The sequence below is a fragment of the Streptomyces sp. NPDC002054 genome, assembly GCF_040296685.1.
Classification (GTDB): Bacteria; Actinomycetota; Actinomycetes; order Streptomycetales; family Streptomycetaceae; genus Streptomyces.
Map to the genome: position 1 here is coordinate 55,760 of NZ_JBEOXT010000039.1, position 21,846 is coordinate 77,605.

General features: G+C 71.7%; 21 protein-coding genes. 14 read left to right on the forward strand and 7 right to left on the reverse strand.

Features of this window, described 5'->3' with window-relative positions; translation table 11 throughout:
- The first annotated feature begins 38 nt into the window (after positions 1 to 38).
- A complete protein-coding gene (locus ABT123_RS30310; protein ID WP_351320439.1) occupies positions 39 to 446 on the forward strand; it encodes a DUF6463 family protein in 408 nt (135 codons plus the stop codon).
- Here the strand turns inward: ABT123_RS30310 and ABT123_RS30315 are convergent.
- A complete protein-coding gene (locus tag ABT123_RS30315; RefSeq protein ID WP_351320441.1) occupies positions 402 to 1,670 on the reverse strand; it encodes a PucR family transcriptional regulator in 1,269 nt (422 codons plus the stop codon). The two genes, ABT123_RS30310 and ABT123_RS30315, sit on opposite strands and share 45 nt — an antisense overlap.
- Positions 1,671 to 1,824: 154 nt before the next feature.
- Here ABT123_RS30315 and ABT123_RS30320 point away from each other — a divergent pair, with 154 nt between their 5' ends.
- From ABT123_RS30320 to ABT123_RS30335, 4 genes are all read left to right on the forward strand, one after another.
- Positions 1,825 to 2,751, forward strand: coding sequence for a proline dehydrogenase family protein (locus ABT123_RS30320; protein WP_351320443.1), 927 nt, complete (start codon positions 1,825 to 1,827; stop codon positions 2,749 to 2,751).
- 21 nt (positions 2,752 to 2,772) lie between these two features.
- Positions 2,773 to 4,404: an L-glutamate gamma-semialdehyde dehydrogenase gene (pruA, locus tag ABT123_RS30325; protein WP_351320445.1), complete on the forward strand. Its 1,632-nt coding sequence runs from the start codon at positions 2,773 to 2,775 to the stop codon at positions 4,402 to 4,404.
- Positions 4,405 to 4,656: 252 nt separating this feature from the next.
- Positions 4,657 to 5,535, forward strand: coding sequence for a hypothetical protein (locus tag ABT123_RS30330; protein WP_351320447.1), 879 nt, complete (start codon positions 4,657 to 4,659; stop codon positions 5,533 to 5,535).
- Positions 5,535 to 5,765, forward strand: coding sequence for a hypothetical protein (locus ABT123_RS30335; RefSeq protein ID WP_351320449.1), 231 nt, complete (start codon positions 5,535 to 5,537; stop codon positions 5,763 to 5,765). The genes ABT123_RS30330 and ABT123_RS30335 overlap by 1 nt, the downstream gene beginning before the upstream one ends.
- Here ABT123_RS30335 and ABT123_RS30340 read toward each other — a convergent pair.
- Positions 5,749 to 6,450 carry a nitroreductase family protein gene (locus ABT123_RS30340; protein ID WP_351320451.1) on the reverse strand — a complete coding sequence of 234 codons (702 nt, stop codon included), beginning with the start codon at positions 6,448 to 6,450 and terminating at the stop codon, positions 5,749 to 5,751. The genes ABT123_RS30335 and ABT123_RS30340 overlap by 17 nt on opposite strands.
- 76 nt (positions 6,451 to 6,526) lie before the next feature.
- Here ABT123_RS30340 and ABT123_RS30345 point away from each other — a divergent pair, with 76 nt between their 5' ends.
- Positions 6,527 to 7,072 carry a GNAT family N-acetyltransferase gene (locus ABT123_RS30345; RefSeq protein WP_351320453.1) on the forward strand — a complete coding sequence of 182 codons (546 nt, stop codon included), beginning with the start codon at positions 6,527 to 6,529 and terminating at the stop codon, positions 7,070 to 7,072.
- Positions 7,073 to 7,089: 17 nt separating this feature from the next.
- Here the strand turns inward: ABT123_RS30345 and ABT123_RS30350 are convergent, their stop codons facing one another.
- The 3 genes from ABT123_RS30350 to ABT123_RS30360 form a co-directional block, all read right to left on the reverse strand.
- On the reverse strand, positions 7,090 to 8,163 hold the full coding sequence (locus tag ABT123_RS30350) for a polyprenyl synthetase family protein (RefSeq protein ID WP_351320455.1): 1,074 nt from the start codon (positions 8,161 to 8,163) through the stop codon (positions 7,090 to 7,092).
- A 102-nt stretch (positions 8,164 to 8,265) separates the two neighbouring features.
- A complete protein-coding gene (locus tag ABT123_RS30355) occupies positions 8,266 to 10,311 on the reverse strand; it encodes a phosphocholine-specific phospholipase C (RefSeq protein ID WP_351320456.1) in 2,046 nt (681 codons plus the stop codon).
- 119 nt (positions 10,312 to 10,430) lie between these two features.
- On the reverse strand, positions 10,431 to 11,453 hold the full coding sequence (locus ABT123_RS30360; RefSeq protein WP_351320458.1) for an NADP-dependent oxidoreductase: 1,023 nt from the start codon (positions 11,451 to 11,453) through the stop codon (positions 10,431 to 10,433).
- A 417-nt stretch (positions 11,454 to 11,870) separates the two neighbouring features.
- Here ABT123_RS30360 and ABT123_RS30365 point away from each other — a divergent pair, with 417 nt between their 5' ends.
- The 4 genes from ABT123_RS30365 (at position 11,871) to ABT123_RS30380 (ending at position 15,727) form a co-directional block, all read left to right on the forward strand.
- Positions 11,871 to 12,809, forward strand: a complete 939-nt coding sequence (locus ABT123_RS30365) for a LysR family transcriptional regulator (RefSeq protein ID WP_351320460.1) — start codon at positions 11,871 to 11,873, stop codon at positions 12,807 to 12,809.
- A 337-nt stretch (positions 12,810 to 13,146) separates the two neighbouring features.
- Positions 13,147 to 13,284, forward strand: a complete 138-nt coding sequence (locus tag ABT123_RS30370) for a hypothetical protein (protein ID WP_351320462.1) — start codon at positions 13,147 to 13,149, stop codon at positions 13,282 to 13,284.
- A gap of 77 nt (positions 13,285 to 13,361) precedes the next feature.
- A complete protein-coding gene (locus ABT123_RS30375; protein ID WP_351320464.1) occupies positions 13,362 to 14,402 on the forward strand; it encodes a 3-isopropylmalate dehydrogenase in 1,041 nt (346 codons plus the stop codon).
- A 239-nt stretch (positions 14,403 to 14,641) separates the two neighbouring features.
- Entirely contained in the window at positions 14,642 to 15,727 is a 1,086-nt protein-coding gene (locus tag ABT123_RS30380) for a branched-chain amino acid aminotransferase (protein ID WP_150207176.1), read from the forward strand.
- 72 nt (positions 15,728 to 15,799) lie between these two features.
- Here the strand turns inward: ABT123_RS30380 and ABT123_RS30385 are convergent, their stop codons facing one another.
- Complete coding sequence (locus ABT123_RS30385; protein ID WP_351320466.1) at positions 15,800 to 15,958, reverse strand: hypothetical protein; 159 nt, start codon at positions 15,956 to 15,958, stop codon at positions 15,800 to 15,802.
- A gap of 23 nt (positions 15,959 to 15,981) precedes the next feature.
- The gene (locus ABT123_RS30390) at positions 15,982 to 17,391 is read right to left on the reverse strand and encodes a cytosine permease (RefSeq protein WP_351320468.1); all 1,410 of its coding nucleotides are present in this window, start codon (positions 17,389 to 17,391) and stop codon (positions 15,982 to 15,984) included.
- Positions 17,392 to 17,550: 159 nt separating this feature from the next.
- On the opposite strand from ABT123_RS30390, the gene ureA reads away from it, so the two are divergent.
- The 4 genes from ureA to ABT123_RS30410 are packed head-to-tail and all read left to right on the forward strand — an operon-like array spanning position 17,551 to position 21,740.
- Positions 17,551 to 18,318: an urease subunit gamma gene (gene ureA / locus ABT123_RS30395; protein ID WP_351320470.1), complete on the forward strand. Its 768-nt coding sequence runs from the start codon at positions 17,551 to 17,553 to the stop codon at positions 18,316 to 18,318.
- A gap of 47 nt (positions 18,319 to 18,365) precedes the next feature.
- Positions 18,366 to 20,048, forward strand: coding sequence for an urease subunit alpha (locus ABT123_RS30400; RefSeq protein ID WP_351320494.1), 1,683 nt, complete (start codon positions 18,366 to 18,368; stop codon positions 20,046 to 20,048).
- Between the two features lie 25 nt (positions 20,049 to 20,073).
- Positions 20,074 to 21,120 carry an agmatine deiminase family protein gene (locus ABT123_RS30405; RefSeq protein ID WP_351320496.1) on the forward strand — a complete coding sequence of 349 codons (1,047 nt, stop codon included), beginning with the start codon at positions 20,074 to 20,076 and terminating at the stop codon, positions 21,118 to 21,120.
- Between the two features lie 11 nt (positions 21,121 to 21,131).
- Positions 21,132 to 21,740: a TetR/AcrR family transcriptional regulator gene (locus ABT123_RS30410; RefSeq protein WP_351320472.1), complete on the forward strand. Its 609-nt coding sequence runs from the start codon at positions 21,132 to 21,134 to the stop codon at positions 21,738 to 21,740.
- Positions 21,741 to 21,846: the final 106 nt, after the last annotated feature.

The following is a 21,846-nucleotide window of genomic DNA, read 5'->3' on the forward strand; positions in this document are numbered from 1 at the left end:
AGACTCAAGAGCCTTGAGAATCGAGGTGGTTGACCGTGATGCGATCCGCTCGATGGATCCCCCGACTGGTGACCGCACTGGCCGGGCTGCACTTCCTGGTGGCCGTGATCCTCTACCGCAGCATCGACGACCTGGCCCGCGACGGCTTCTGGGACGCCGCCACCGGGAAGCCGGAGCGCGAGTTCGAACTGTGGTTCTTCCTGGCCGGCTTCGGCCTGCTGGCCCTGGGCACGCTGAGCGCGCGCATCGTCCGCGAGACCGGCCGGCTGCCGGGCGAGCTGGGCTGGTATCTGCTTGCCATCGGGGTGCCGCTGATGGTGCTCAACCCGGCGTCCGGGGCGCCCGGACTGATCGCGCTGGGGATCTACGCCCTGATCACGGCGGCCCGGCAGGGGCCTGCCTCAGCCCGGCAGCCGGGCGGCCTTCAGGGCCATGTGCAGCAGTAGCCGGTCCTCGCCCTCGTCCAGGTCCAGGCCGGTCAGCTGCTCCACCCGGGACAGCCGGTAGTAGAGCGTCTGCCGGTGGATGCCCAGGGCGGCGGCTGCCCGGCCGGCCTGTCCGGCGCAGTCCAGGAACACCTCGGCCGTGCGGGCCAGTTCGGGATGGGCGGGGCCGAGCAGGGCCCGGATGGCCGGGTCCTGCGCTGCATCGGCGGTGAGCGCCGCCAGCATCCGGTACGGGCCGATCCGGTCCCACTCGGCCACCGGGCCCAGCTTCGGCTGGGCCAGGGCGGCGCGGGCCGCGGCCGTCGCCTGCGCCCAGGCCTCCGGGAGCTCCGCGAGCCCCCGGACCGGCCGCCCGACCCCGGCCGCCGGGGCCGGCGTACGCCCGGCAGCCGTAGCGGTGAAAGCGGGGGCGGAACCGGCCGAGGGGCCGGCGGCCGGGGCGCCCCGGCCCGACAGCAGCCGGCCGGCCGTGTTCACCGCCGGGGTCAGGAGCTCCGGCGAGCGGAGCCGGACCAGCACGGCCAGCGCCAGCCCGACCGGGACCGTACCGCCGCCCCCGGCTCCGGACCCGCCCTCGGCCCCGGACCCGCCATCGAATCCGGCCCCCCGCAGCGGAGCCACGCACACCGCCGCCGCGCCCTGCACGGACGCCGGGGCCTCGCCGGTCCACGGGGCCACGCACACCACCGCGTGCAGCCCGTCCGCCCCCGCCCCCAGCGCGGCCCGCAGCGCGCCCGCGGTCAGCTCCTGCTCCCGGCCGCGCCCCGCGGTCAGCGCCGCCCGGAACTCCCGCGACAGGTCCGCCCCGGCCTTCGCCTCCTCGGCCAGCAGCAGCCCGATCCGCTCGGCCACCTCCATCGCGGCGGCCAGCTGCTCCGCATCGGGCCCGGGCTCCGCGTCGAGCAGCCAGACGTACCCGTGCACGATGCCCCGGTACCGCACCGGCAGACAGATCCGCCCCCGGTTCACCCCCGCCTCCGGGGCCGCCGGAATCCGCACCGGCCCGGTCGCCCGGGCGATGCCGAAGCCCTCGAACCAGGACCGCACCGCCGCCGTGGACTGCCGGGTGAGGATCGACCGGGTGCGGACGGGGTCCATCGCGAGGTCGTCCTCGCTGTCGTGGGCACCGAAGGCGATCAGGCGGAAATCCCGGTTCTCCAGGGTCGCCGGGGCGTCCAGCAGCGCCGAGATCTCGTCCACCAGGTCCTGGTAATCGCCCTTCACGGCCACATTCTCCCACCCGCACCCGGCCGCCTCAGACATATGTATGAGATCCCGGCCACGGATGCGTGACAGGTGTCGATGGCCGAGGATCAATTCGATCCTTAGGTTTCACGGTGGATTTACTTAGCTTTCTGCCACTCGTTGGAGGTGCCCCGTGCTGGGTCCCGCGATCCTCGCCGCCTCGCGCAGCGACAAGATGCGCCGAATCGTCTCTGCCGCCCCGGTGACCAAGCCCGTGGTGAACCGGTTCATCCCCGGTGAGACGGTCGACCAGGTCATCCCGATCGTCGCCGACCTCACGGACAAGGGCCTCGAGGTCACCCTCGACGTGGTGGGCGAGGACATCACCACCGTGGAGCAGTCCTACGCCGCCCGCGACGCCTACCTGGAGCTCATCGAGCGCCTGAAGGACCTGGGCCTGGGCACCAGGGCCGAGATGTCGGTCAAGCTCTCCATGTTCGGCCAGGCGCTGCCCGGCGGCCACGAGCTGGCGCTGGCGAACGTCCGCCCGGTGGTCGAGGCCGCCGCCGCCATCGGCACCACCGTCACGCTGGACGCCGAGGACCACACCACCCTCGACTCGATGTTCGCCATCCACGACGAGCTGCGGAAGGACTTCCCGCAGACCGGCTGCGTCATCCAGGCCTACCTCTTCCGCACCGAGGCCGACGCCCGCCGGCTGGCCGACTCCGGCAGCCGGGTCCGGATTGTCAAGGGCGCCTACAAGGAGCCCGCCGAGGTCGCGTACCAGGACAAGGCCGAGATCGACAAGGCCTACGTCCGGATCCTGAAGATCTTGATGGAGGGCCGGGGATACCCGATGATCGGGTCCCACGACCCGCGCCTGATCGCCATCACCCAGGAGCTCGCCCGCAAGGCAGGGCGCAAACTGGATGAGTACGAATTCCAGATGCTCTACGGCATCCGCAGCGAGGAACACCTGCGACTGGCCGCCGAAGGCCACCGCATGCGCGTCTACACGGCGTACGGCACGGACTGGTACGGATACTTCATGCGCCGCCTGGCGGAGAAGCCGGCCAACCTGCTCTTCTTCGTCCGCTCGATGATCACCAAGAACTAGGCCCAAGGAGCTGTCAGACCCATGGACGCTGTGACCCAGGTCCCCGCGCCGGTCAACGAGCCGGTCCACTCGTACGCCCCCGGCAGCCCGGAGCGCGCCCGGCTGGAGATCCAGCTCAAGCAGCTGGCCGAGAACCCGATCGACCTCCCGATGACCATCAACGGCGTGAAGCGGATGGGCGCCGGCGAGCGCTTCGACGTGGTGCAGCCGCACGACCACAAGTCGGTCCTCGGCACCTACGCCAACGCCACCCAGGACGACGCGCGCGACGCCATCGAGGCCGCCCTCGCCGCCGCCCCGGCCTGGCGCGCCAGCTCCTTCGACGACCGCGCCGCGATCATCCTTCGTGCCGCCGAGCTGCTGGCCGGCCCGTGGCGCGAGAAGCTGGCCGCCTCCACCATGCTGGGCCAGTCGAAGACCGCGCAGCAGGCCGAGATCGACACCCCGTGCGAGCTCGTCGACTTCTGGCGCTTCAACGTGCACTTCGCCCGGCAGATCCTGGCCGAGCAGCCGATCGCGAACTCGGCCGGCGTGTGGAACCGCAGCGACCACCGCCCGCTCGAGGGCTTCGTCTACGCGATCACGCCGTTCAACTTCACGGCCATCGCCGGCAACCTGCCGACCGCCCCCGCCCTGATGGGCAACGTGGTCGTCTGGAAGCCGTCCCCGACGCAGACCCACGCCGCGGTCCTGCTCATGGAGCTCCTCGAAGAGGCCGGCCTGCCCAAGGGCGTCATCAACCTGGTGACCGGCGACGGCATCGCGGTCTCCGAGGTCGCCCTCGAGCACCCGGAGCTGGCCGGCATCCACTTCACCGGCTCGACCAAGACCTTCCAGTACCTGTGGAAGACGGTCGGCAACAACATCGAGAAGTACAAGTCCTACCCGCGCCTGGTCGGCGAGACCGGCGGCAAGGACTTCGTCGTCGCGCACCCGTCCGCGGACCGCGCGATCCTGAAGACCGCCCTGACCCGCGGCTCCTTCGAGTTCCAGGGCCAGAAGTGCTCGGCGTCCTCCCGCGCCTACGTCCCGGCGTCCATCTGGAACGACGGGTTCAAGGAGCAGTTCGCGGCCGAGGTCGACGGCATCACCATGGGCCCGGTCACCGACCTGTCGAACTTCATCGGCGCGGTCATCGACGAGCGTTCCTTCGCGAAGAACAAGGCCGCGATCGACCGCGCGAAGGCCGACCCGACCTGCACCATCGTCGCGGGCGGCACGTACGACGACTCGGAGGGCTACTTCGTCCGCCCGACCGTCATCGAGTGCACCGACCCGGAGAACGAGGTCTTCACGACCGAGTACTTCGGCCCGATCCTCGCCGTGCACGTCTACGAGGACGCGGACTTCGACGCGATGCTGGCCCAGATGGAGTCCGTCTCGGCGTACGCCCTGACCGGCTCGGTCATCGCCGCCGACCGCTACGCGGCGGCGGACGCGATGGAGAAGCTCCGCTTCGCCGCGGGCAACTTCTACATCAACGACAAGTCGACCGGTGCCGTGGTCGGCCAGCAGCCCTTCGGCGGCGGCCGTGCCTCCGGCACCAACGACAAGGCGGGCGCCGCCTCCAACCTCCTGCGCTGGACCTCGACCCGCTCCATCAAGGAGACCCTGGTCCCGCCGACCGAGTACGGCTACCCCCACATGGGCTGACCCCAGTCCCCAGCAAACCCCGCCCCCGCCCCGGTACCCCCAATTCCGGAGCGGGGGCGGTTTCCATTTCCGGGAACCGCAACTCCTGCTAGCCTGGGAGCAGTTGTCGCGTACGGCGACACGCTCCACGATCCGGGCCCGGTATCCCGGAGGAGCTCAGGGCTCTCACGAGTTCCCGTACGGGGTGGGTCAGTTGCCAGGGAGATACGAGACCTCTACGCGTCCGTGCCGGGACGACGCCCGGGGAGACGTATGTCCAGGCGCACCGACAACCACCACCGTGTAGCAACCATCTGCCGCGAGGCCACCGGGCTTCCGCACCATGTCTGCCTGCGCTGGGTGGCGGAGGGCGTGATTACCCGGCGGCAGCCGGTTCCCGACGCGGCCGGGAACCAGGCGCTGCAGCGCACCACCGAGGCACTGATCGTGGAGGAGCTCTGCCGAGGGCTGCGCGAGGAGGACCAGCGCGACGGAGCCCTGCTGGGCTTCACTCATGCGCGGCCGGGCCCGGACGGCCTGCTTCTCGGTCTGCATCCGGCGATGGCCGACCGGGTCCTCGCCCTGGTGCTGCCGCGGCTCGACGAGCTGTACGGCGGGCTCCGCGGTGTGCCGGGCCTGCGGCTGGTACCGCAGGGCGGTGAATGGATCCTGACCCAGGTGCGGGGGCACGCGGTGATCCGATTGGTCCATCCCGACCCGGTCTGGCGTCCGCGGCTTCCGGAGCACGCCCCCGGGCTGACGCAGCTGTGGCGCCGCGGCCGGCGCCGCCCCCACCCCGCCGAAGCGGCGGAGCTGGAGCGCGTGCGCCAGGGTGGGGCGCAGGACTGGCTCAACAGCCGGGTGCTGCGGCGTCCGCGACTGCTGGCCGCTGCCGGGGCAGCCCACGGCACCGCCAACGTGTACACGCACGGGGGTGGTGACGTGGTGGTGGAGTGGTGCTGCGCCATCGAGCCCGCCGAGCTGGAGGAGCGGCTGAGGCGCAGCGGCCTGGCGGTTCGGCCGCCGGACGTGGAGGAGGACCCGCGGGACCGGGCGAGGCCGCCCGGCGTGATCGCGATGGGCGGCGCCCGCGTCTCCGTACGGCAGGCGCCCTGCTACGCGGAGATCGTGACCGATGGGCCGGTGGACTGATGCTGACCGCGGCGATCGTGACGGCGGCCGTGCTCGGGGTGAGCAAGGTCGTGCGGGACTGGCTGATCCTGCGGCAGGTGCGGGCGGCCATGGACGCAGGCACGCCGGAGGACCGGGTGCGTATCGGGATGCGGCTGGCCTCCGCCCTTGGGGGCGGGCAGGCCAGCGAGACGGCGCCGGGGCCGGTTCCGGAGCCGCCCGCCGGGGAGGTCGTCAGACCTCCACTATGACCTGGTCCAGGGACTTCCGGACCAGGTCCGGCACCTGGCAGTTCTCCGCCGGGTAGCCCACCGGGATCACCGCGAAGGCCTTCTCGTTCTCCGGGCGGTTCAGGACGTGGCCGAGGAAGCGCATCGGGCTCGGGGTGTGGATCAGGGCGGCCAGGCCGGACAGGTGCAGGGCGGACAGCAGCATGCCGACCGCGATGCCGACCGACTCGTCCACGTAGTAGTGCTTGCGCTTGGTGCCGTCCGGGCCCAGCCAGTAGCGCTGCTGGAAGACCACGATCAGCGCCGGCGCGTCGGTGAGGTGCGTCTTCACCGCGTCCGTACCCAGCGGGCGCAGCGCCGCCAGCCACTCGTCCCCGAGCCGGCCCTCGTAGGAGATCTCCTCCTCCTGCTCGGCCGCGGCCCGGATCTGCCCCCGGACCACCGGATCCTTGACCAGCACGAAGGTCCACGGCTGCTGGTGCGCCCCGGACGGCGCGGTGGCGGCACACGCGATCGCGTCCCGGACCACCTGCTCGGGCACGGGATCGGCGGAGAAGTGCCGTACGGTGCGCCGCCCATCCATCCGCTGCCGCAACTCGGCGGCCCGGGCCAGGGATTCAGCCGCGGGCATCCGGGCGGGACGGTAGGAGACGGGGCGGTAGGGCTCGCCGTGGGCCGGCGTCCACTGCTGGGTGGTGTGCGACATGCGCAGAGTCTCCCGCTGCCGTCCCGGGGTGGCCAGGAATATGCCAGCCGAATCATGGCGGGTGGAGACTGGTTCCATGACCGATACACGGACGGCCCTGGCCCACACTTCGGAGCTCAGCAGTGAGGAGCTCGACGGGATTCGGGAGTTGCTCGGGGAGGCCTTCGAAGGGGACTTCTCCGAGGAGGACTTCGAGCATGGGCTCGGCGGCATGCATGTCCTGGTGCGCCGGGACAACCGGCTCGTGGCACACGGCAGTGTGGTGCAGCGGCGGGTGGTGCACCGGGGGCGGGCACTGCGGGCCGGGTATGTGGAGGCCGTGGGCGTACGGGCCGACTGCCGCCGGCAGGGGCTGGGGAGCGCGGTCATGGCCGGGCTGGAAGGGGTGATCGCGCGGGCGTACGAGCTGGGTGCGCTGTCCGCGTCCGATGAAGGCGCCGCGCTGTACGAGAGCCGGGGCTGGGCCGTGTGGGGCGGGCAGATCGGGACGCTGGGGCCCGAGGGGCCCCGGCGGCTCGCCGAGGAAGAGGGGTCCACGTACCTGTGGGTGCCGGACGGCGGGATCCAGCCGGATCCCGCCGACCCGCTGTGGTTCGACTGGCGCAACGGGGACGTGCTCTGACCGTCAGCTGTCAGCTGTCAGCTGTTGCGGAGGGACAGGTCGGTGATGAAGCGCCGCCACTGGTCCCGTACGCCGGCGGGGATGGGCGCCTCGCCGAGGGCCGCCAGTGCCGACGCCACATGGCGGGCAGCCGCCTCCTCGGAACGGCGCCTGCTCTCCGTCTCCTCCAGCAGCCGCATGGCTTCGGGGACATCGCCCGGAGCCAGCGAACCGCAGTCCAGCATGTCTGTGAGCCGTCGGCCGGCTGCGGTGCCGGAGCCGGCCGCGAGCAGCAGGGGCAGCGTCTTCTTGCCGCGCATCAGGTCCGTCCCGACGGGTTTCCCGGTGACCGTGCTCTCGCCCCACAGGCCGAGGATGTCGTCCAGGATCTGGAAGGCCACCCCCAACTCGCTCCCCGCCAAGTGGAGTGCCCCCGTCACGGGAGCCGGCGCGTCGGCCAGCACAGCGCCCAGAGCCGCGGCACAGCCGAAGAGAGCGCCGGTCTTGCCCCGTGCCATGTGCACGTACCGGTCCGGGGAGACCTCGCTCACGGACCGCTCCTCGAGTGAAAGGTCCTCCGCCTGCCCCTCCACCATCTTCTCCACGGCTGTGATCAGAGCGTCGGTGGCCGCAGCCGCCCCGGGCGCCTGTGCGTGGAGGATCCCGGCGACCGCCTGCACCACCAGGGCGTCACCGGCGAGCACGGCCGGACCCGTACCGAACGCGGCCCAGGCGGCAGGCCGGCCGCGACGCTCGGTGTCACCGTCCATGACGTCGTCGTGCAGCAGGGAGAGCTGGTGCACGAGCTCCACGGCCGTTCCGGCGGCGGTGGCGAACCGCTCCGGCGCTCCGGCGGAGCGGACCGACAGCACCGCCAGCGCCGCGCGCACACGCTTGCCGGCTCGCTGCGCGAGACCCGCGGAGCCAGAGCCCTCTGCATCCCACCCCATGTGGTAGCGGCACACCCGGGCCACGGACGGATGGAGCCGTGCCACGATCCGGCGCAGCTCGGGCTCGACGAGCGCCATCCCCCGCTCGAGGATCTCCTCGCTTCCCGGCGGCCCGTCGGACGTGCTCTGCGAGACGGTGCTGTGCAACAGAATGCGTGTCATTGCTGCCTCCCGCGGCCTCTGCCCACCGCACAACGACATCGGTGAACGGGGAGTTACGGCCCCCACGGACGTGCCCGGAGGGCCCGGACTCCCCGCCCCTCGCTAGGACCCGGTGATGCTGGGCGCGCCCGTTTCGATGTGGCCCGTGTAGCGGCGGGACCAGGTGCCGTCGGAGTCGGCCAGGATCGTGAAGTCGTACCAGCCCTTGCTGTACGCCACCGCGTTGAAGAAGTCCTCGCGGGAGGAGTTCGCCGGGACGGTGTAGGTCCAGGGGCCGTCCGAGCGGTAGGCGTTCGAGCGGATGGTGAAGGTGACCGGGGCGGCCGAGGTGTTGGTCATCTTGAAGTAGATCGCCTGCTTGCCGGTGCCGGGCTCCACCGCGAAGCGGGCGGCCACCTCCAGGGACTTGCCCGGCTTCGTCGCGTCCCCGAGGAACCGGCGCAGGAAGCGGTTCGGGCCGTACATGGATATGTCGTACTTGCCGGAGCCATGGCCCAGGCCGATGTGGAAGTAGTCGGTGGCGGTGCCGCCGGCGTCCACCGTGTACTGCCAGGCCGCCGTGTCCCGGTGCTGGTGCGGGTGGATGGAGAAGTGCGCCGGGCGCTTCGCCTGGCCGCCCTGGTTGGTCATGGAGAACCAGGCGACGATCTTCCCGACCGCGCCGAACTCCAGCCGGTCCAGGTTGCCGTTGACCTGGTAGGGCAGGGCCCGGGCCGGGCGGGTGCCGGGCTCCTGGGCGGGCAGGGCGTTGTTCTGCGGGACCGGGTTGGGGAGCGGGGCGCAGGTGCCCTGGCCGATGACCTTGGCCGTGGAGGGCAGGCCGGCCGGTACGCCGTACACGGGCGACGTGAAATCGAAGACGCCGGTGAGGTCGCCCACCACCTTGCGCCGCCAGGCGCTGATGTTGGGGCAGAGGGCGGGCTTGCCCAGGGCCGTGGACCAGGTCTCCATGAAGCGGAGGACCGAGGTGTGGTCGAAGACCTCCGAGCTGACCCAGCCACCGCGGGTCCACGGGGACATGACCAGCATCGGCACCCGGAAGCCGAGGCCGATCGGGACGCCGTCCAGGTATTCGCCGACGGTGCCGGGCGGGGCCACCGGCGGCGGCACGTGGTCGAAGAAGCCGTCGTTCTCGTCGTAGTTGAGGAACAGGACGGTGGAGTCGAAGACCTCGGGGTCCGCGGCGAGGGCCCGGTAGACCAGGTCGACGAAGTGCGCGCCGTCACCCGGCGGGGCGTACGGGTGCTCGGAGAACGCCTCGTTCGCGACCACCCAGGACACCTGGGGGAGGGTGCCCGCCACCACGTCCGCCCGGATGGCGGCGGCGATGTCGTCCGGGGTGGAGCCGGTGACCCGGGGGACGGAGGACATGCCCTTGTCGTGCCAGGGGGTGCCGGGCGCGGCGTCCGTGAACTTCTTGAAGTAGGCCAGACCGTTGTCCCCGTAGTTGTCCTGGGCGTTCTGGTAGACCCGCCAGGAGATACCGGCCCGCTCCAGGGCCTCCGCGTACGTCTCCCAGGTCAGCCCGGACTCGTCCCCGCCGTCCTTGCTGGAGGCGTCGATCTTGCCGCTCCACAGGAAGGTGCGGTTGGGACCGGTGGCGGAGAGCGCCGAGCAGAAGTACGCGTCGCAGATGGTGTAGTGGTCGGCGAGCGCGTGGTGGAAGGGGATATCGCCGCGGTCCAGGTAGCCGAGGGTGCGGGTGTTGCCGACGCCCATCACCCAGTTGTCCATCCGGCCCTTGTTCCAGGCGGCGTGCTGCGAGGTCCAGCTGTGCGGCAGGTCGCCGGTGCACTGGGCGAGGGTCTCGCTGTCCGCGCCGCCGGCCGGCGGGGTGGCGGACAGCTTCCACGGGAACTGCCGGCCGCCCCAGTTCGGCTGCTGGAAGGTGCCCCAGCCGCCGGGGATGTTGCCGGCCGCCCGGTCGCCGAACCCGCGCACGCCCTTCAGCCGGCCGAAGTAGTGGTCGAAGCTGCGGTTCTCCTGCATCAGGATCACCACGTGGCGGACGTCGGTGATCGTGCCGGTGGCAGCCGCTGCCGCCGCCGAGACGGTTGCGGCTTCGGCCGTCGCGGCGGGGGCGAGGGCCGCCCCCGCCGCGAGACCCGCTCCGATTCCCACGAATCCTCTGCGGCTGATCGGTGTCACTGGCCCCTCGCCTCCCACTCCGGTGCCACGGCGGCACATCGACGGCAAGGCTGGCGGCAGCACCTTCAAAGGTCTACAGCCGTGCGGTAAGGGTTCGGTGAACTTCCGGGTAGCCGGTATCAAGGGGTGGGACGGACCAGCATCTTGCCCGTGTTCGCCCCGTTGAGCATGGCCAGGAAGGCGTCCACCGTGTGCTCGATGCCCTGCACAACGGTGGTGTCGGTGGTGATCCGCCCGCTGCGCAGATGCGGGACGAGGAATTCCTCCAGCTCCGCCTGCAGATTGGTGTGATTGCGAACCAATACCCCTTCCAGGCGCAGGGATTTGTGTACGACCTCGAAGAGGTTGCGGGGCGCGGCCGGTGCGCGGTCGCCGTTGTACTGGGAGATCGCGCCGACCCAGGCGATCCGGCCGTACTCGCGGAGCACGTCGATCGCGCCCCCCAGGTGGTCCCCGCCGACGTTGTCCACGTACACGTCGATGCCGTCCGGTGCGGCTGCGGCGAGGAGTTCGCCGACCGGACCGTCGTGGTAGTCGAAGGCCGCGTCGAAACCGAGGTTCTCGGTGAGGTGGCGGACCTTCGCGGCCGAGCCGGCGCTGCCGATGATCCGGCGGGCGCCCAGCAGGCGGGCGATGTGCAGGGCGGCGGTGCCGACGCCGCCTGCGGCGGAGGACACGTACAGGTCCTCGCCCTCGCGGAGGGCGGCCGTCCGGGTGAGTGCCGCGTATGCGGTGAGGCCGGTGCCGCCGAGGATGGAGAGGTGGGCCTCGAGCGGGACCCCTTCGTACGGGCGGACCGTGCGGGTGCCGTCCACGCCCGCGGTGACCAGGGCGTGGGTGCGCCAGCCGGCCCGGTGGAAGACCAGGTCGCCCTCGGCCAGCCCGGGGTCACGGGAGGCGATCACCCGCCCCAGCGAGCGGCCCTCCAGCGGGGTGTGCAGCTCGAAACCGTCCTCGCCGCCGTCCATCAGGCCGCGGTGGTACGGGTCCACCGAGAGCAGCAGGTTCTCCACCAGGGCGGTGCCGGGGGTGGGGGAGGGGACGGGGGTCTCGACGAGGCGGAACGCGTCGGCGGTGGGGTAGCCGGTGGGGCGGGCGATCTGGTGGACGGCGTGGCCGGTCCGGCCGGTCTGGGTGGTCATGGCGATGACGCTAGGAAGGAATCACCGAGCCGGGCAGAGGGTTGCGCTCATGAAAGCCGCACATCCATGAGCGGCGCTCATGGAAAGAGGACGGGCCATATGGCGACGCAACGGCAGACTCCGGCAGCGGCGCAGGGTGCTGCGCGGGCGCAGGCGCGGGCAGTGGCGCCGGCTTCGGCACCGGCGCGGGCAGTGGCGCCGGCTCCGGCGGAGGAGCTGCCTCCGGCTCCGGCTCTGGGACAGGCACCGGCACCGGCGCAGGGTGCTGCGCGGGCAGTGGCTCCGCCTCCGGCACGGGCTCAGGCAGTGGCTCCGGCTCCGGCGCGGGTACCGGCTCCGGCTTCGGCACTGGCGCAGGCTTCAGTACCGGCGCGGGCAGCGGCGTCGGCTCCAGCACTGGCGCCGGTTCCGGCACGGGTGGCGTCGCGGGCGCCCGCAGGCTCGGCGCAGTCCGCGGTCGGCTCCGGCGAGCTTGGGCCGCAGGAGCTTCGGGTTCTGGTGGCTGTTGGTGAGGCCGGGGGGTTTTCCGCTGCCGCCGGGGTGCTCGGTCTCACCCAGTCGGCCGTCTCGCACTCGGTGCGCGGCAGTGAGGCCAAGCTCGGCGCCGTGCTCTTCGACCGTGGCCGGTCCGGTGCCCGGCCCACCCCCGCCGGGGAGCGGGCCGTGGCCCACGCCCGCCGGATCCTCCGGCTGTACGAGGGCCTCGCCGCGGAGGTGCGCGCCGCGGCGGCGCCCGGCGGGGCCCTGGCCGGCCCCCTGCGCATCGCCGCCTTCCGCAGCGCGGCCCTGCACCTGCTGCCGCCCGCCCTGGAGCGGCTCACCGCCCGCCACCCCGGCATCCGGCCCGAGGTGCGGGTGGTCCGCGAGCTGGGTGCCGGCACGGCGGGGGAGGTGGCCGCCGGCCGGGCCGACCTCGGCATCGCCACCCTCGGCGGCTCCGCGGACATACCGGCCGGCCTGCTGAGCGGGGTGCTCGTCGAGGAGCCGTACGCCCTGGTGCACCCCGCCGGACACCCCGACCCCAAGGCGCTGCCGCTGCTGGACTGGGACGAGAACTGCGGGTCCTACACCCGGGAGTGGTGGCGAGGGCAGGACTGGATTCCGCGGGCCACCGTCAAGGCGGAGGACGACGGCATGGTGCTGACCATGGTGGAGCGGGGCCTCGGCATGGCGATCATGCCCGCCCTCTCCTTGAGCGGAGCAGCGGACGCGGTGCAGATCACCGATCTCGGACCGGAGCGCCCCACCCGTTCGGTGGGCTACGTCACCACCCGTGAGCAGGCCGGTACCCTGGCCGTCCAGGCCCTGATCCGCGAGCTCCGCGCCCAGCGCCGCCCCACCGGCACCGGCGCCTGAACCGGGGCCCGGCGCCCCACGGCCCCACCCCGCGCCCCCGGCATCGTCCGGGCATTGTCCGGACACCACCCGAACACCCTCCGCGCACGCTTCCCGTATCAACCGGACAAGTTCGTCTCAGATACTAGGAAGCCCGAGTATTTGCGCAGACATACAGCCCGACCTGTCCTAGCTTTGTAGAAGCCGAACGTCTCGCCGATCCGGCGAATGGCGGTCGAGAGTGCGCGCCCCGTGCAGGCAACCCCTGCGGCGATGCGCTCCCCGCCCCTCCGGCGCCTTGAAGGAACCCCCCTCATCCGTGGCCCCGCCACGCCGTGATCTCAAGGAGTCGATCACCATGCACACCACCACCTCCCGCCCCGCCACCCGCCGCGTCCGCCACACCTCCTCGGCCGACGCGGACCGCAGGAACGCCGCCGCCGCCCTGCAGCGCTCCCTGGACCGCCGTGACAACGGCGGCGAGACCGGCCACTAAGCCCGTCCGCCGGGCATGTTGCGTCCAGATGGTGGACGCAACATGCCCGAGGGCTGGACAAGGAGTACGGTGCCGTCATGTCGACCAGCATCAATCTCGCAGTGATCCCCGGTGATGGCATCGGCCAGGAAGTCGTGGCTCAGGGCCTCAAGGTCCTTTCCGCGGTCCTGCCCCAGGATGTGAAGCTGGAGACCAAGGAATACGACCTCGGCGCCCAGCGCTGGCACCGCACCGGCGAGACCCTCCCGGACGCGGAGCTTGAGGCCCTCAAGCACCACGACGCGATCCTGCTGGGCGCCATCGGCGACCCCTCGGTCCCGTCCGGCGTACTGGAGCGCGGTCTGCTGCTGAAGCTCCGCTTCGCCTTCGACCACTTCATCAACCTGCGCCCGTCGAAGCTGTTCCCGAACACCGCCACCCCGCTGGCCGGCCGTCCGGAGATCGACTTCGTCGTCGTCCGCGAGGGCACCGAAGGCCCGTACACCGGCAACGGCGGCTCGCTGCGCACCGGTACACCCGCCGAGGTGGCCACCGAGGTCAGCATCAACACCGCCTACGGTGTCGAGCGGGTCGTCCGCGACGCGTACGAGCGGGCCAACTCCCGCCCGCGCAAGAAGCTGACGCTGGTGCACAAGAACAATGTCCTCGTGTACGCGGGCCACATGTGGAAGAACATCTTCGACAAGGTCGGCCAGGAGTACCCCGAGGTCACCACCGACTACCTGCACGTCGACGCCGCGACGATCTTCTTCGTCACCCAGCCCGACCGGTTCGACGTCATTGTCACGGACAACCTCTTCGGTGACATCCTCACCGACCTGGCCGCCGCCGTGACCGGCGGAATCGGCCTGGCTGCCTCCGGGAACATCAACCCGACCGGCGCCTACCCGTCCATGTTCGAGCCGGTCCACGGCTCCGCCCCGGACATCGCGGGCACCGGCAAGGCCGACCCGACCGCGACGATCCTCTCCGTCGCCCTCCTGCTGCGCCACCTCGGCTACGAGGCCCAGGCCGTCCGCATCGAGGAGGCCGTCTCGGCCGACCTGGCCGAGCGCGACGGCACCTTCCGGTCCACCGACCGGATCGGCGACGCCCTCGCCGCGCGCGTAGCCGGCTGACCCGGCACACAACGGCTCCACCAGAACACGGAAAGCCGCCGGGTCGCGTTCCCTGGACCCGGCGGCTTTTCCTGTGCGGCCCCGGGTGCCACCATCTCCCTGGGCCGCATCACCTGTTTCTCCGAAGCCACCCTGCGCGCGATAATCGAACGCGAGGCCGCGGAATACGGGGAAGCTCGGACGTCCTAGTACGCCGTGAGCGCGGTCCGCCATACACAACCGGTGAAGGACAAGCACTCATGACGACGCCCACGATCGAGCTCAAGCCCTCCTCGAACCCGCTGTCCGACGCGGAGCGCGAGGCGATCCTGGCCAGCCCCGGATTCGGCCGCCACTTCACCGACCACATGGTGACCGTCAAGTGGACCGAGGGCCGCGGCTGGCACGACGCCGAGCTGGTCCCGTACGCGCCGCTGTCGATGGACCCGGCGAACATGACCCTGCACTACGCGCAGACGATCTTCGAGGGGCTCAAGGCGTACCGCCAGCCCGACGGCACCGTCGCCACCTTCCGCCCGGAGGCCAACGCCGAGCGGTTCCAGGCCTCCGCCCGCCGCATGGCCATGCCGGAGCTGCCCACCGAGCTGTTCATCGAGGCCTGCGACGCGCTCATCAAGCAGGACCGCGCCTGGGTGCCGGACTCCGGCGAAGCCTCCCTCTACCTGCGGCCGTTCATGTTCGCGACCGAGGTCGGCCTGGGTGTCCGCCCGGCCAACGAGTTCCTCTTCATGGTCATCGCCTCGCCCGCCGGCGCCTACTTCCCCGGTGGCGTCAAGCCGGTCTCCGTCTGGCTCTCCGAGGAGTACGTCCGCGCCGTCAAGGGCGGCACCGGCGCGGCCAAGACCGGCGGCAACTACGCGGCCTCGCTGGTCGCGCAGGCCCAGGCGGCCTCGCACGGCTGCGACCAGGTGGTCTGGCTGGACGCCGTCGAGCACCGCTGGATCGAGGAAATGGGCGGCATGAACCTGTACTTCGTGTACGGCGACCGCATCGTGACGCCGGAGCTCACCGGTTCGCTCCTCCCCGGCATCACCCGCGACTCCCTCCTCACCATCGCCCGCGACCTCGGCTACACCGCCGAGGAGGGCCGGATCACCACCGAGGACTGGAAGCGGGACAACGAGAACGGCACCCTCACCGAGGTGTTCGCCTGCGGCACCGCCGCCGTCATCACCCCGGTCGGCTCGGTCAAGTCCGAGCGCGCCAACTGGACCCAGGGCGACGGCGAGCCCGGCCAGGTCACGATGCGCCTGCGCAAGGCCCTGCTGGAGCTCCAGACCGGCCACTCCGCCGACACCCACGGCTGGATGCACCAGCTCGGCTAGCCCGCGGCACCCCCGTCGTACGGCAAAGGGCCCCTGCCGAAAGCAGGGGCCCTTTGCCGTGTACGGCGGCGGTCAGCTGCCGGCCTTGTCCTCGGCCCGGTCCTCGCCATCGGCCTGCTTGCGCTTCTCCTTGCCCTCGGGGCCGAGGCCCACGAGGGTGTCGCCGAAGGCATACGCGAGGCCCGCGACCCCCTTGACGATCTTGCCCGCCACATACGCCAGCTCTTCCACGGCGCCTCCCCCTTGTGCGTCCCTCAGTCCATGGCCATGGCGACCTCACGGACCGGCTCGGTCCGGAAGGTCAGCGCCGCGTACACCAGACCGCCGACCAGCCCCGACAGGATGAAGCTGCAGTCCACCCCGCCGGTCAGGGCCAGCAGCGGCCCTTCGTACAGCGGAGTCGACACGGCGGCCAGGCCCACCGCCGCACCCGCCGCCCAGGAGGCGGTGGCGCGGAGGTTCCACCCGGCGCTGTACCAGTAGACGCCGCCACGGGCCCGACGGTTGAACACCTGGAGCGCATCCGGGTCGTACGCCCCGCGGCAGCGCACATGGCCGATCAGGGTGACCACGGCCCAGGGGGTGCCCAGCGCGGTGAGCAGCAGGACGAAGGAGGTCATCGCGGCCTGTGCGTTCCAGGCGAAGGAGCCGAGGAAGACGAATCCGGTGGCGACGGCCGCGGCGATCAGGGTGGCCCGGGTGCGGGTGGTGCGGGGCAGGATGGCGTCGAGGTCGAGGCCCATGGAGTACAACATCAGCCCGGCGTTGCCGATCGAGCCGCCCGCGGCGGCCAGCAGCAGCGGGACCAGGTACCAGCCGGGCGAGGCCTCGACCAGCGGTCCGGCGTAGTCCAGGCCGGCCCGGGCGGCCAGCGCGGTGTACGTGCCGAAGAGCTGCGGGATCAGCAGGCCGAAGAGCAGGCCGGCGCAGGTGGCCCAGAAGACCTTGCGGGAGCCGTGCCGGGTGGGGGAGATGTAGCGGGTGTAGTCGCCGAGCAGGGTGATGAAGGCGACCGGGCCGCTGAGTCCGGCGGCGACGGCGGCGAGCACCCAGGTCGGCCAGAAGGAACCCAGCAGGTACGGGGTGTCCGGCGGGGCGGCGGTGGTGAAGTCGCCGGAGTACGCGAACACGCCGACCGCCAGCAGCACCACCATGGCGACGGCCAGCAGCTTGCTCATTCGCAGCAGCAGCCGGTAGCCGAAGACGGCCCCCACGACGGTGCAGGCGGCCAGGACGCCGTACATCAGGGCCCGGGAGGCCCCGCCGTCCGGCAGCCCGGTGAGCCGGGAGAGCACCCCGACCATCACATCGCCGCCGATCCACAGGGTGAGCGCGGTGTAGCCGAGCGAGAGCAGCAGGCCCACCACCGAGCCGACGAGCCGGCCGCGGACCCCGAACTGGGCTCCGCTGGACGTGGACAGGTTGGTGCCCGTCCGGAGCGAGACCAGGGCGAGCGGCGCGGTGAACGCGATCCCGATGAGGGTGCCGGTCACGATGGCGGTCACCGAGGGCCACAGGCCCAGCCCGAAGGAGGGCGGCAGCCAGCCGAAGACGATCACACCGAGGCAGAGGTTCGATCCGAGCAGGATCGCCACGAGGTCACGCGGGGAGCTGGTGCGCTCCTCCTCGGGGATGGTGTCGACTCCGCGCTGTTCTATGGGCATGGGGGACTCCCGGGCAGAGGACGGTGAGCGGGGGGCATTTGTTAGAGCGACGCTCAATGTGACCCAAGGCCTGGTCCCAGGTCAATGGTTTCTTGCGGGAAGGTGAAGAGTTAGAGTGTTGCTCTAACCCGCTCAACCTTGCACAGGGAGGTGGATGTCGTGCGGCTGACCCCTACGGAGCGCGACCGGCTGCTGCTCTTCAGCGCGGCGGAACTCGCCCGGGCCCGGCGCGCCCGGGGCCTGAAGCTCAACGTCCCGGAGGCCACCGCGCTGATCGCGGACACGGTCTGTGAGGCAGCGCGCGACGGAAAGCGGCTCGCCGAGGCGATCGAGGCGGCCCGCAGCGTGCTCGGCGCGGACGACGTCCTGCCGGGCGTCGCCGACGTGGTCACCGAGGTACATGTGGAGGCCGTCTTCGAGGACGGTTCCCGCCTCGCCGTGGTCTCGGCGCCGATCCGGGGCGCGGTCCCGCTCGGCGACGACGCCCCCGGAGCCGTCGTCCCCGGCCCGGAGTCCCCCGCTCCCGAGCCCGAGGTGCGGCTGACCGTCCGCAACACGGCGGCCGTCCCGGTGAGCGTGACCTCGCACTTCCACTTCTTCGAAGCCAACCCGCGCCTGGACTTCGACCGCGCCGCCGCGTACGGCATGCGCCTCTGCGTGCCCGCGGGCTCCTCGGTCCGCTTCGACCCGCTCGGCGAGGCCGAGGTCGGCCTGGTCCCCATCGGCGGCGACCGCGTCGCGATCGGCTTCGCCGGCCTGGTCGACGGCCCGCTGGACGCGCCGGGCGCGAAGTCGCAGGCGCTGGCCACAGCGGCTGCGTGCGGCTATCTCGGCGCGACGCCGGCCGCAGCCGAAGCCGCCGGGGACGCCCCGGCCGACGGCACCCGCCACGGCGACACCTCCGGTCCGGAAGGAGCTCCCGCGTGAGCAGGCCCACCAAACACAGCGACCACTGCGCCGCAGGCAGTCGGCATATCGACCCGCACGAGTACGCCTCCGTCTTCGGCCCCCGGGCCGGGGACCGGGTGCGGCTCGGCGACTCCGGGCTGACCGTCCGGGTGGAGTCCGACGCCCAGAAGCCCGGTGACGAATTCCTGGCCGGCTTCGGCAAGACCGCCCGGGACGGCCTCCACCTCAAGGCCGCGGCCGTCCGCGACACCTGCGACGTGGTCATCAGCAACGTACTGGTGATCGACGCAGTCCTTGGCATCCGCAAGGTGTCCATCGGCATCCGCGAGGGCCGGATCCACGCCATCGGCCGGGCCGGCAACCCCGACACCCTCGACGGCGTCGACGTGGTCGTCGGCACCGGCACCAGCATCGTCTCCGGCGAAGGCCTCATCGCCACCGCCGGCGCCGTGGACACCCACGTCCACCTGCTCTCCCCGCGGATCATGGAGGCCTCGCTGGCCGCCGGTGTCACCACCGTCATCGGCCAGGAATTCGGGCCGGTCTGGGGCGTCGGAGTCAACTCCCCGTGGGCGCTCAAGCACGCCTTCAACGCCTTCGATGCCTGGCCCGTCAACATCGGCTTCCTGGCCCGCGGCTCCTCCTCCGACGCCGCACCCCTGGTCGAGGCCCTGGCCGAGGGCGGGGCCAGCGGTTTCAAGGTGCACGAGGACATGGGCGCCCACACCCGGGCCCTGGACACCGCGCTGCGGGTGGCCGAGGAGCACGACGTACAGGTCGCCCTGCACAGCGACGGCCTCAACGAGTGCCTGTCCGTCGAGGACACCCTCCGCGTCCTGGAAGGCCGCACCATCCACGCCTTCCACATCGAGGGCTGCGGCGGCGGACACGTCCCCAACGTGCTCAAGATGGCGGGCGTGCCGAACGTCATCGGCTCCTCCACCAACCCCACCCTGCCCTTCGGCCGGGACGCGGTCGCCGAGCACTACGGCATGATCGTCTCCGTCCACGACCTCAAGCCCGACCTCCCCGGCGACGCCGCCATGGCCCGCGACCGGATCCGGGCCGGGACGATGGGTGCCGAGGACGTGCTGCACGACCTCGGGGCGATCGGCATCACCTCCTCCGACGCTCAGGGCATGGGCCGGGCGGGGGAAACGATCCGCCGCACCTTCGCCATGGCCGCCAAGATGAAGCAGGAGCTCGGCCCGATGGCCGGCGACGGCGAGGGCGACGACAACGCCCGCGTGCTCCGCTACATGGCGAAGCTGACCATCAACCCGGCCATCGCCCACGGCCTGGCCCACGAGATCGGCTCCATCGAAGTCGGCAAGCTCGCCGACATCGTCCTCTGGCGCCCCCCGTTCTTCGGCGCCAAGCCGCAGCTGGTCCTCAAGTCCGGCTTCCCGGCCTACGGAGTCACCGGCGACCCCAACGCCGCCACCGACACCTGCGAACCCCTCGTGCTCGGCCCGCAGTTCGGCTCGTACGGGGCCACCGCAGCCGACATCTCCGTCGCCTTCGTCTCGGCCGCCGCCGCGGCCCTCGGCAGCGACGCCATGCCGACCCGCCGCCGCCGGGTCGCCGTCCGCGGCACCCGCGGCATCGGACCGGCGGACCTCCTCCTCAACTCCCGGGTGGGCGCGGTCGATGTCGACGCGCGCAGCGGACTCGTCACCCTCGACGGCGACCCGCTGCGCTCCGAAGCCGCCGAATCGGTCTCCCTCAACCGCCTGTACTTCCTGTAGACCAGCAAGGACCACTGCCGTGATCATGAACAAGCCCGTGGACGCCGGATTCCGCATGCCCCCCGAGTGGGCGCCGCACGAGCGCACCTGGATGGCCTGGCCCAGCCCCAATCCGACCTTCACCAACGCGGAGGAGCTCGCCGAGGCACGCAGGGCCTGGGGCGCCGTGGCCCGCGCCGTCAGCGCGTACGAGCCGGTCACCCTCGTGGTCTCGCCCGGCGATGCCGAAGGCGCCCGCGCTGTCGTCGGCGCCGGCGACAAGCACCCCATCGACCTGGTCGAGCAGGAGCTCGACGACGCCTGGATGCGGGACATCGGCCCCACCTTCGTCACCAACCGCCAGGGCGAGCTCGCCTCCGTGGACTGGACCTTCAACGGCTGGGGCGCCCAGGAGTGGGCCCGCTGGGACAAGGACTCCAAGGTCGCCCGCCATGTCTCCGACCTGGTCGGCACCCGTACGTACTCCACCGCGCTGGTCAACGAGGGTGGCGCCATCCACGTCGACGGCGAGGGCACCGTCCTGCTGACCGACACCGTGCAGCTGGGCGCCGGCCGCAACCCCGACTGGACCCGCGAGCAGGTCGAGCAGGAGATCCACGCCCACCTCGGCACCACCAAGGCCATCTGGCTGCCGTACGGCCTGGCCGGCGACTACGGCACCTACGGCACCCAGGGCCATGTGGACATCGTCGCCGCCTTCGCCCGCCCCGGCGTGGTCCTGGTCCACACCCAGCCCGACCCGGCCCACCCGGACCACGAGCGCGGCAAGACCATCGCCGCCATCCTGCGCGCCTCCACCGACGCCCAGGGCCGGCCGCTGGAGGTCGTGGAGATCCCGGCGCCGACCGTGCTGGAAGAGGACGGCGAGTGGGTGGACTACTCCTACATCAACCACTACCTGTGCAACGACGGTGTCGTGCTGTGCTCCTTCGACGACCCGCGCGACGAAGAGGCCGCCGAGATCTTCCGCGGACTGTTCCCGGAGCGGACCGTGACACTGGTTGACGCACGTACGATTTTCGCCGGGGGTGGCGGTATTCACTGCATCACCCAGCAACAGCCGAAGGTGTGAGGAGAGTGGCCATGGTGGCCGGTGGGGTACGCGCGCGGAAGAACGCGCCGCCGCGCGAGGACGTACTCGTCGCCGCCATGGCCACGATCGCCGAGCGCGGCCTGGACGGGCTCACCATGGCCGGACTGGGCCGCCAGGTCGGTATGAGCAGCGGCCACCTCCTCTACTACTTCCGCAGCAAGGACGAGCTCCTGCTGCAGACCCTGGAGTGGAGCGAGGCCGCCCTCGGCGGCGAACGGCGGGCCCTGCTCTCCCGGCGCGGCCCGGTCCGCGACCGGCTGGCCGCGTACGTCGACCTGTACGTGCCCCAGTACGCCCGGGACCCGCACTGGACGCTCTGGCTGGAGGTCTGGAACCGCTCCCAGAACGCCGGGCCCGAGGAACGCGAACGCCAGGCCGCCATCGAGGGCGCCTGGCACCGCGACCTGGTGGCGCTGCTCGCCGAGGGCATCTCGCGCGGCGAATTCCGGCCGGTGGACGCCGACCGCTTCGCCGCCCGCACCCGCGCCCTGCTCGACGGCTTCAGCATCCAGCTCGCCGTGGGCCTGCCCACGGTCGACCGGGCCGACATCCTGGCCCACGTACAGGAGTTCTTCACCGAGGCCCTTACGCCCCGCTAGGGGTGCCCGCATCGTGAGACCGGTGTCCAGTTGCCGGAGGCGATGTGGCAAACTGCGGGCGTGCTTGCTCAGCCCATGATTATCGGCAGCAGCGCGCCGGTCCGCA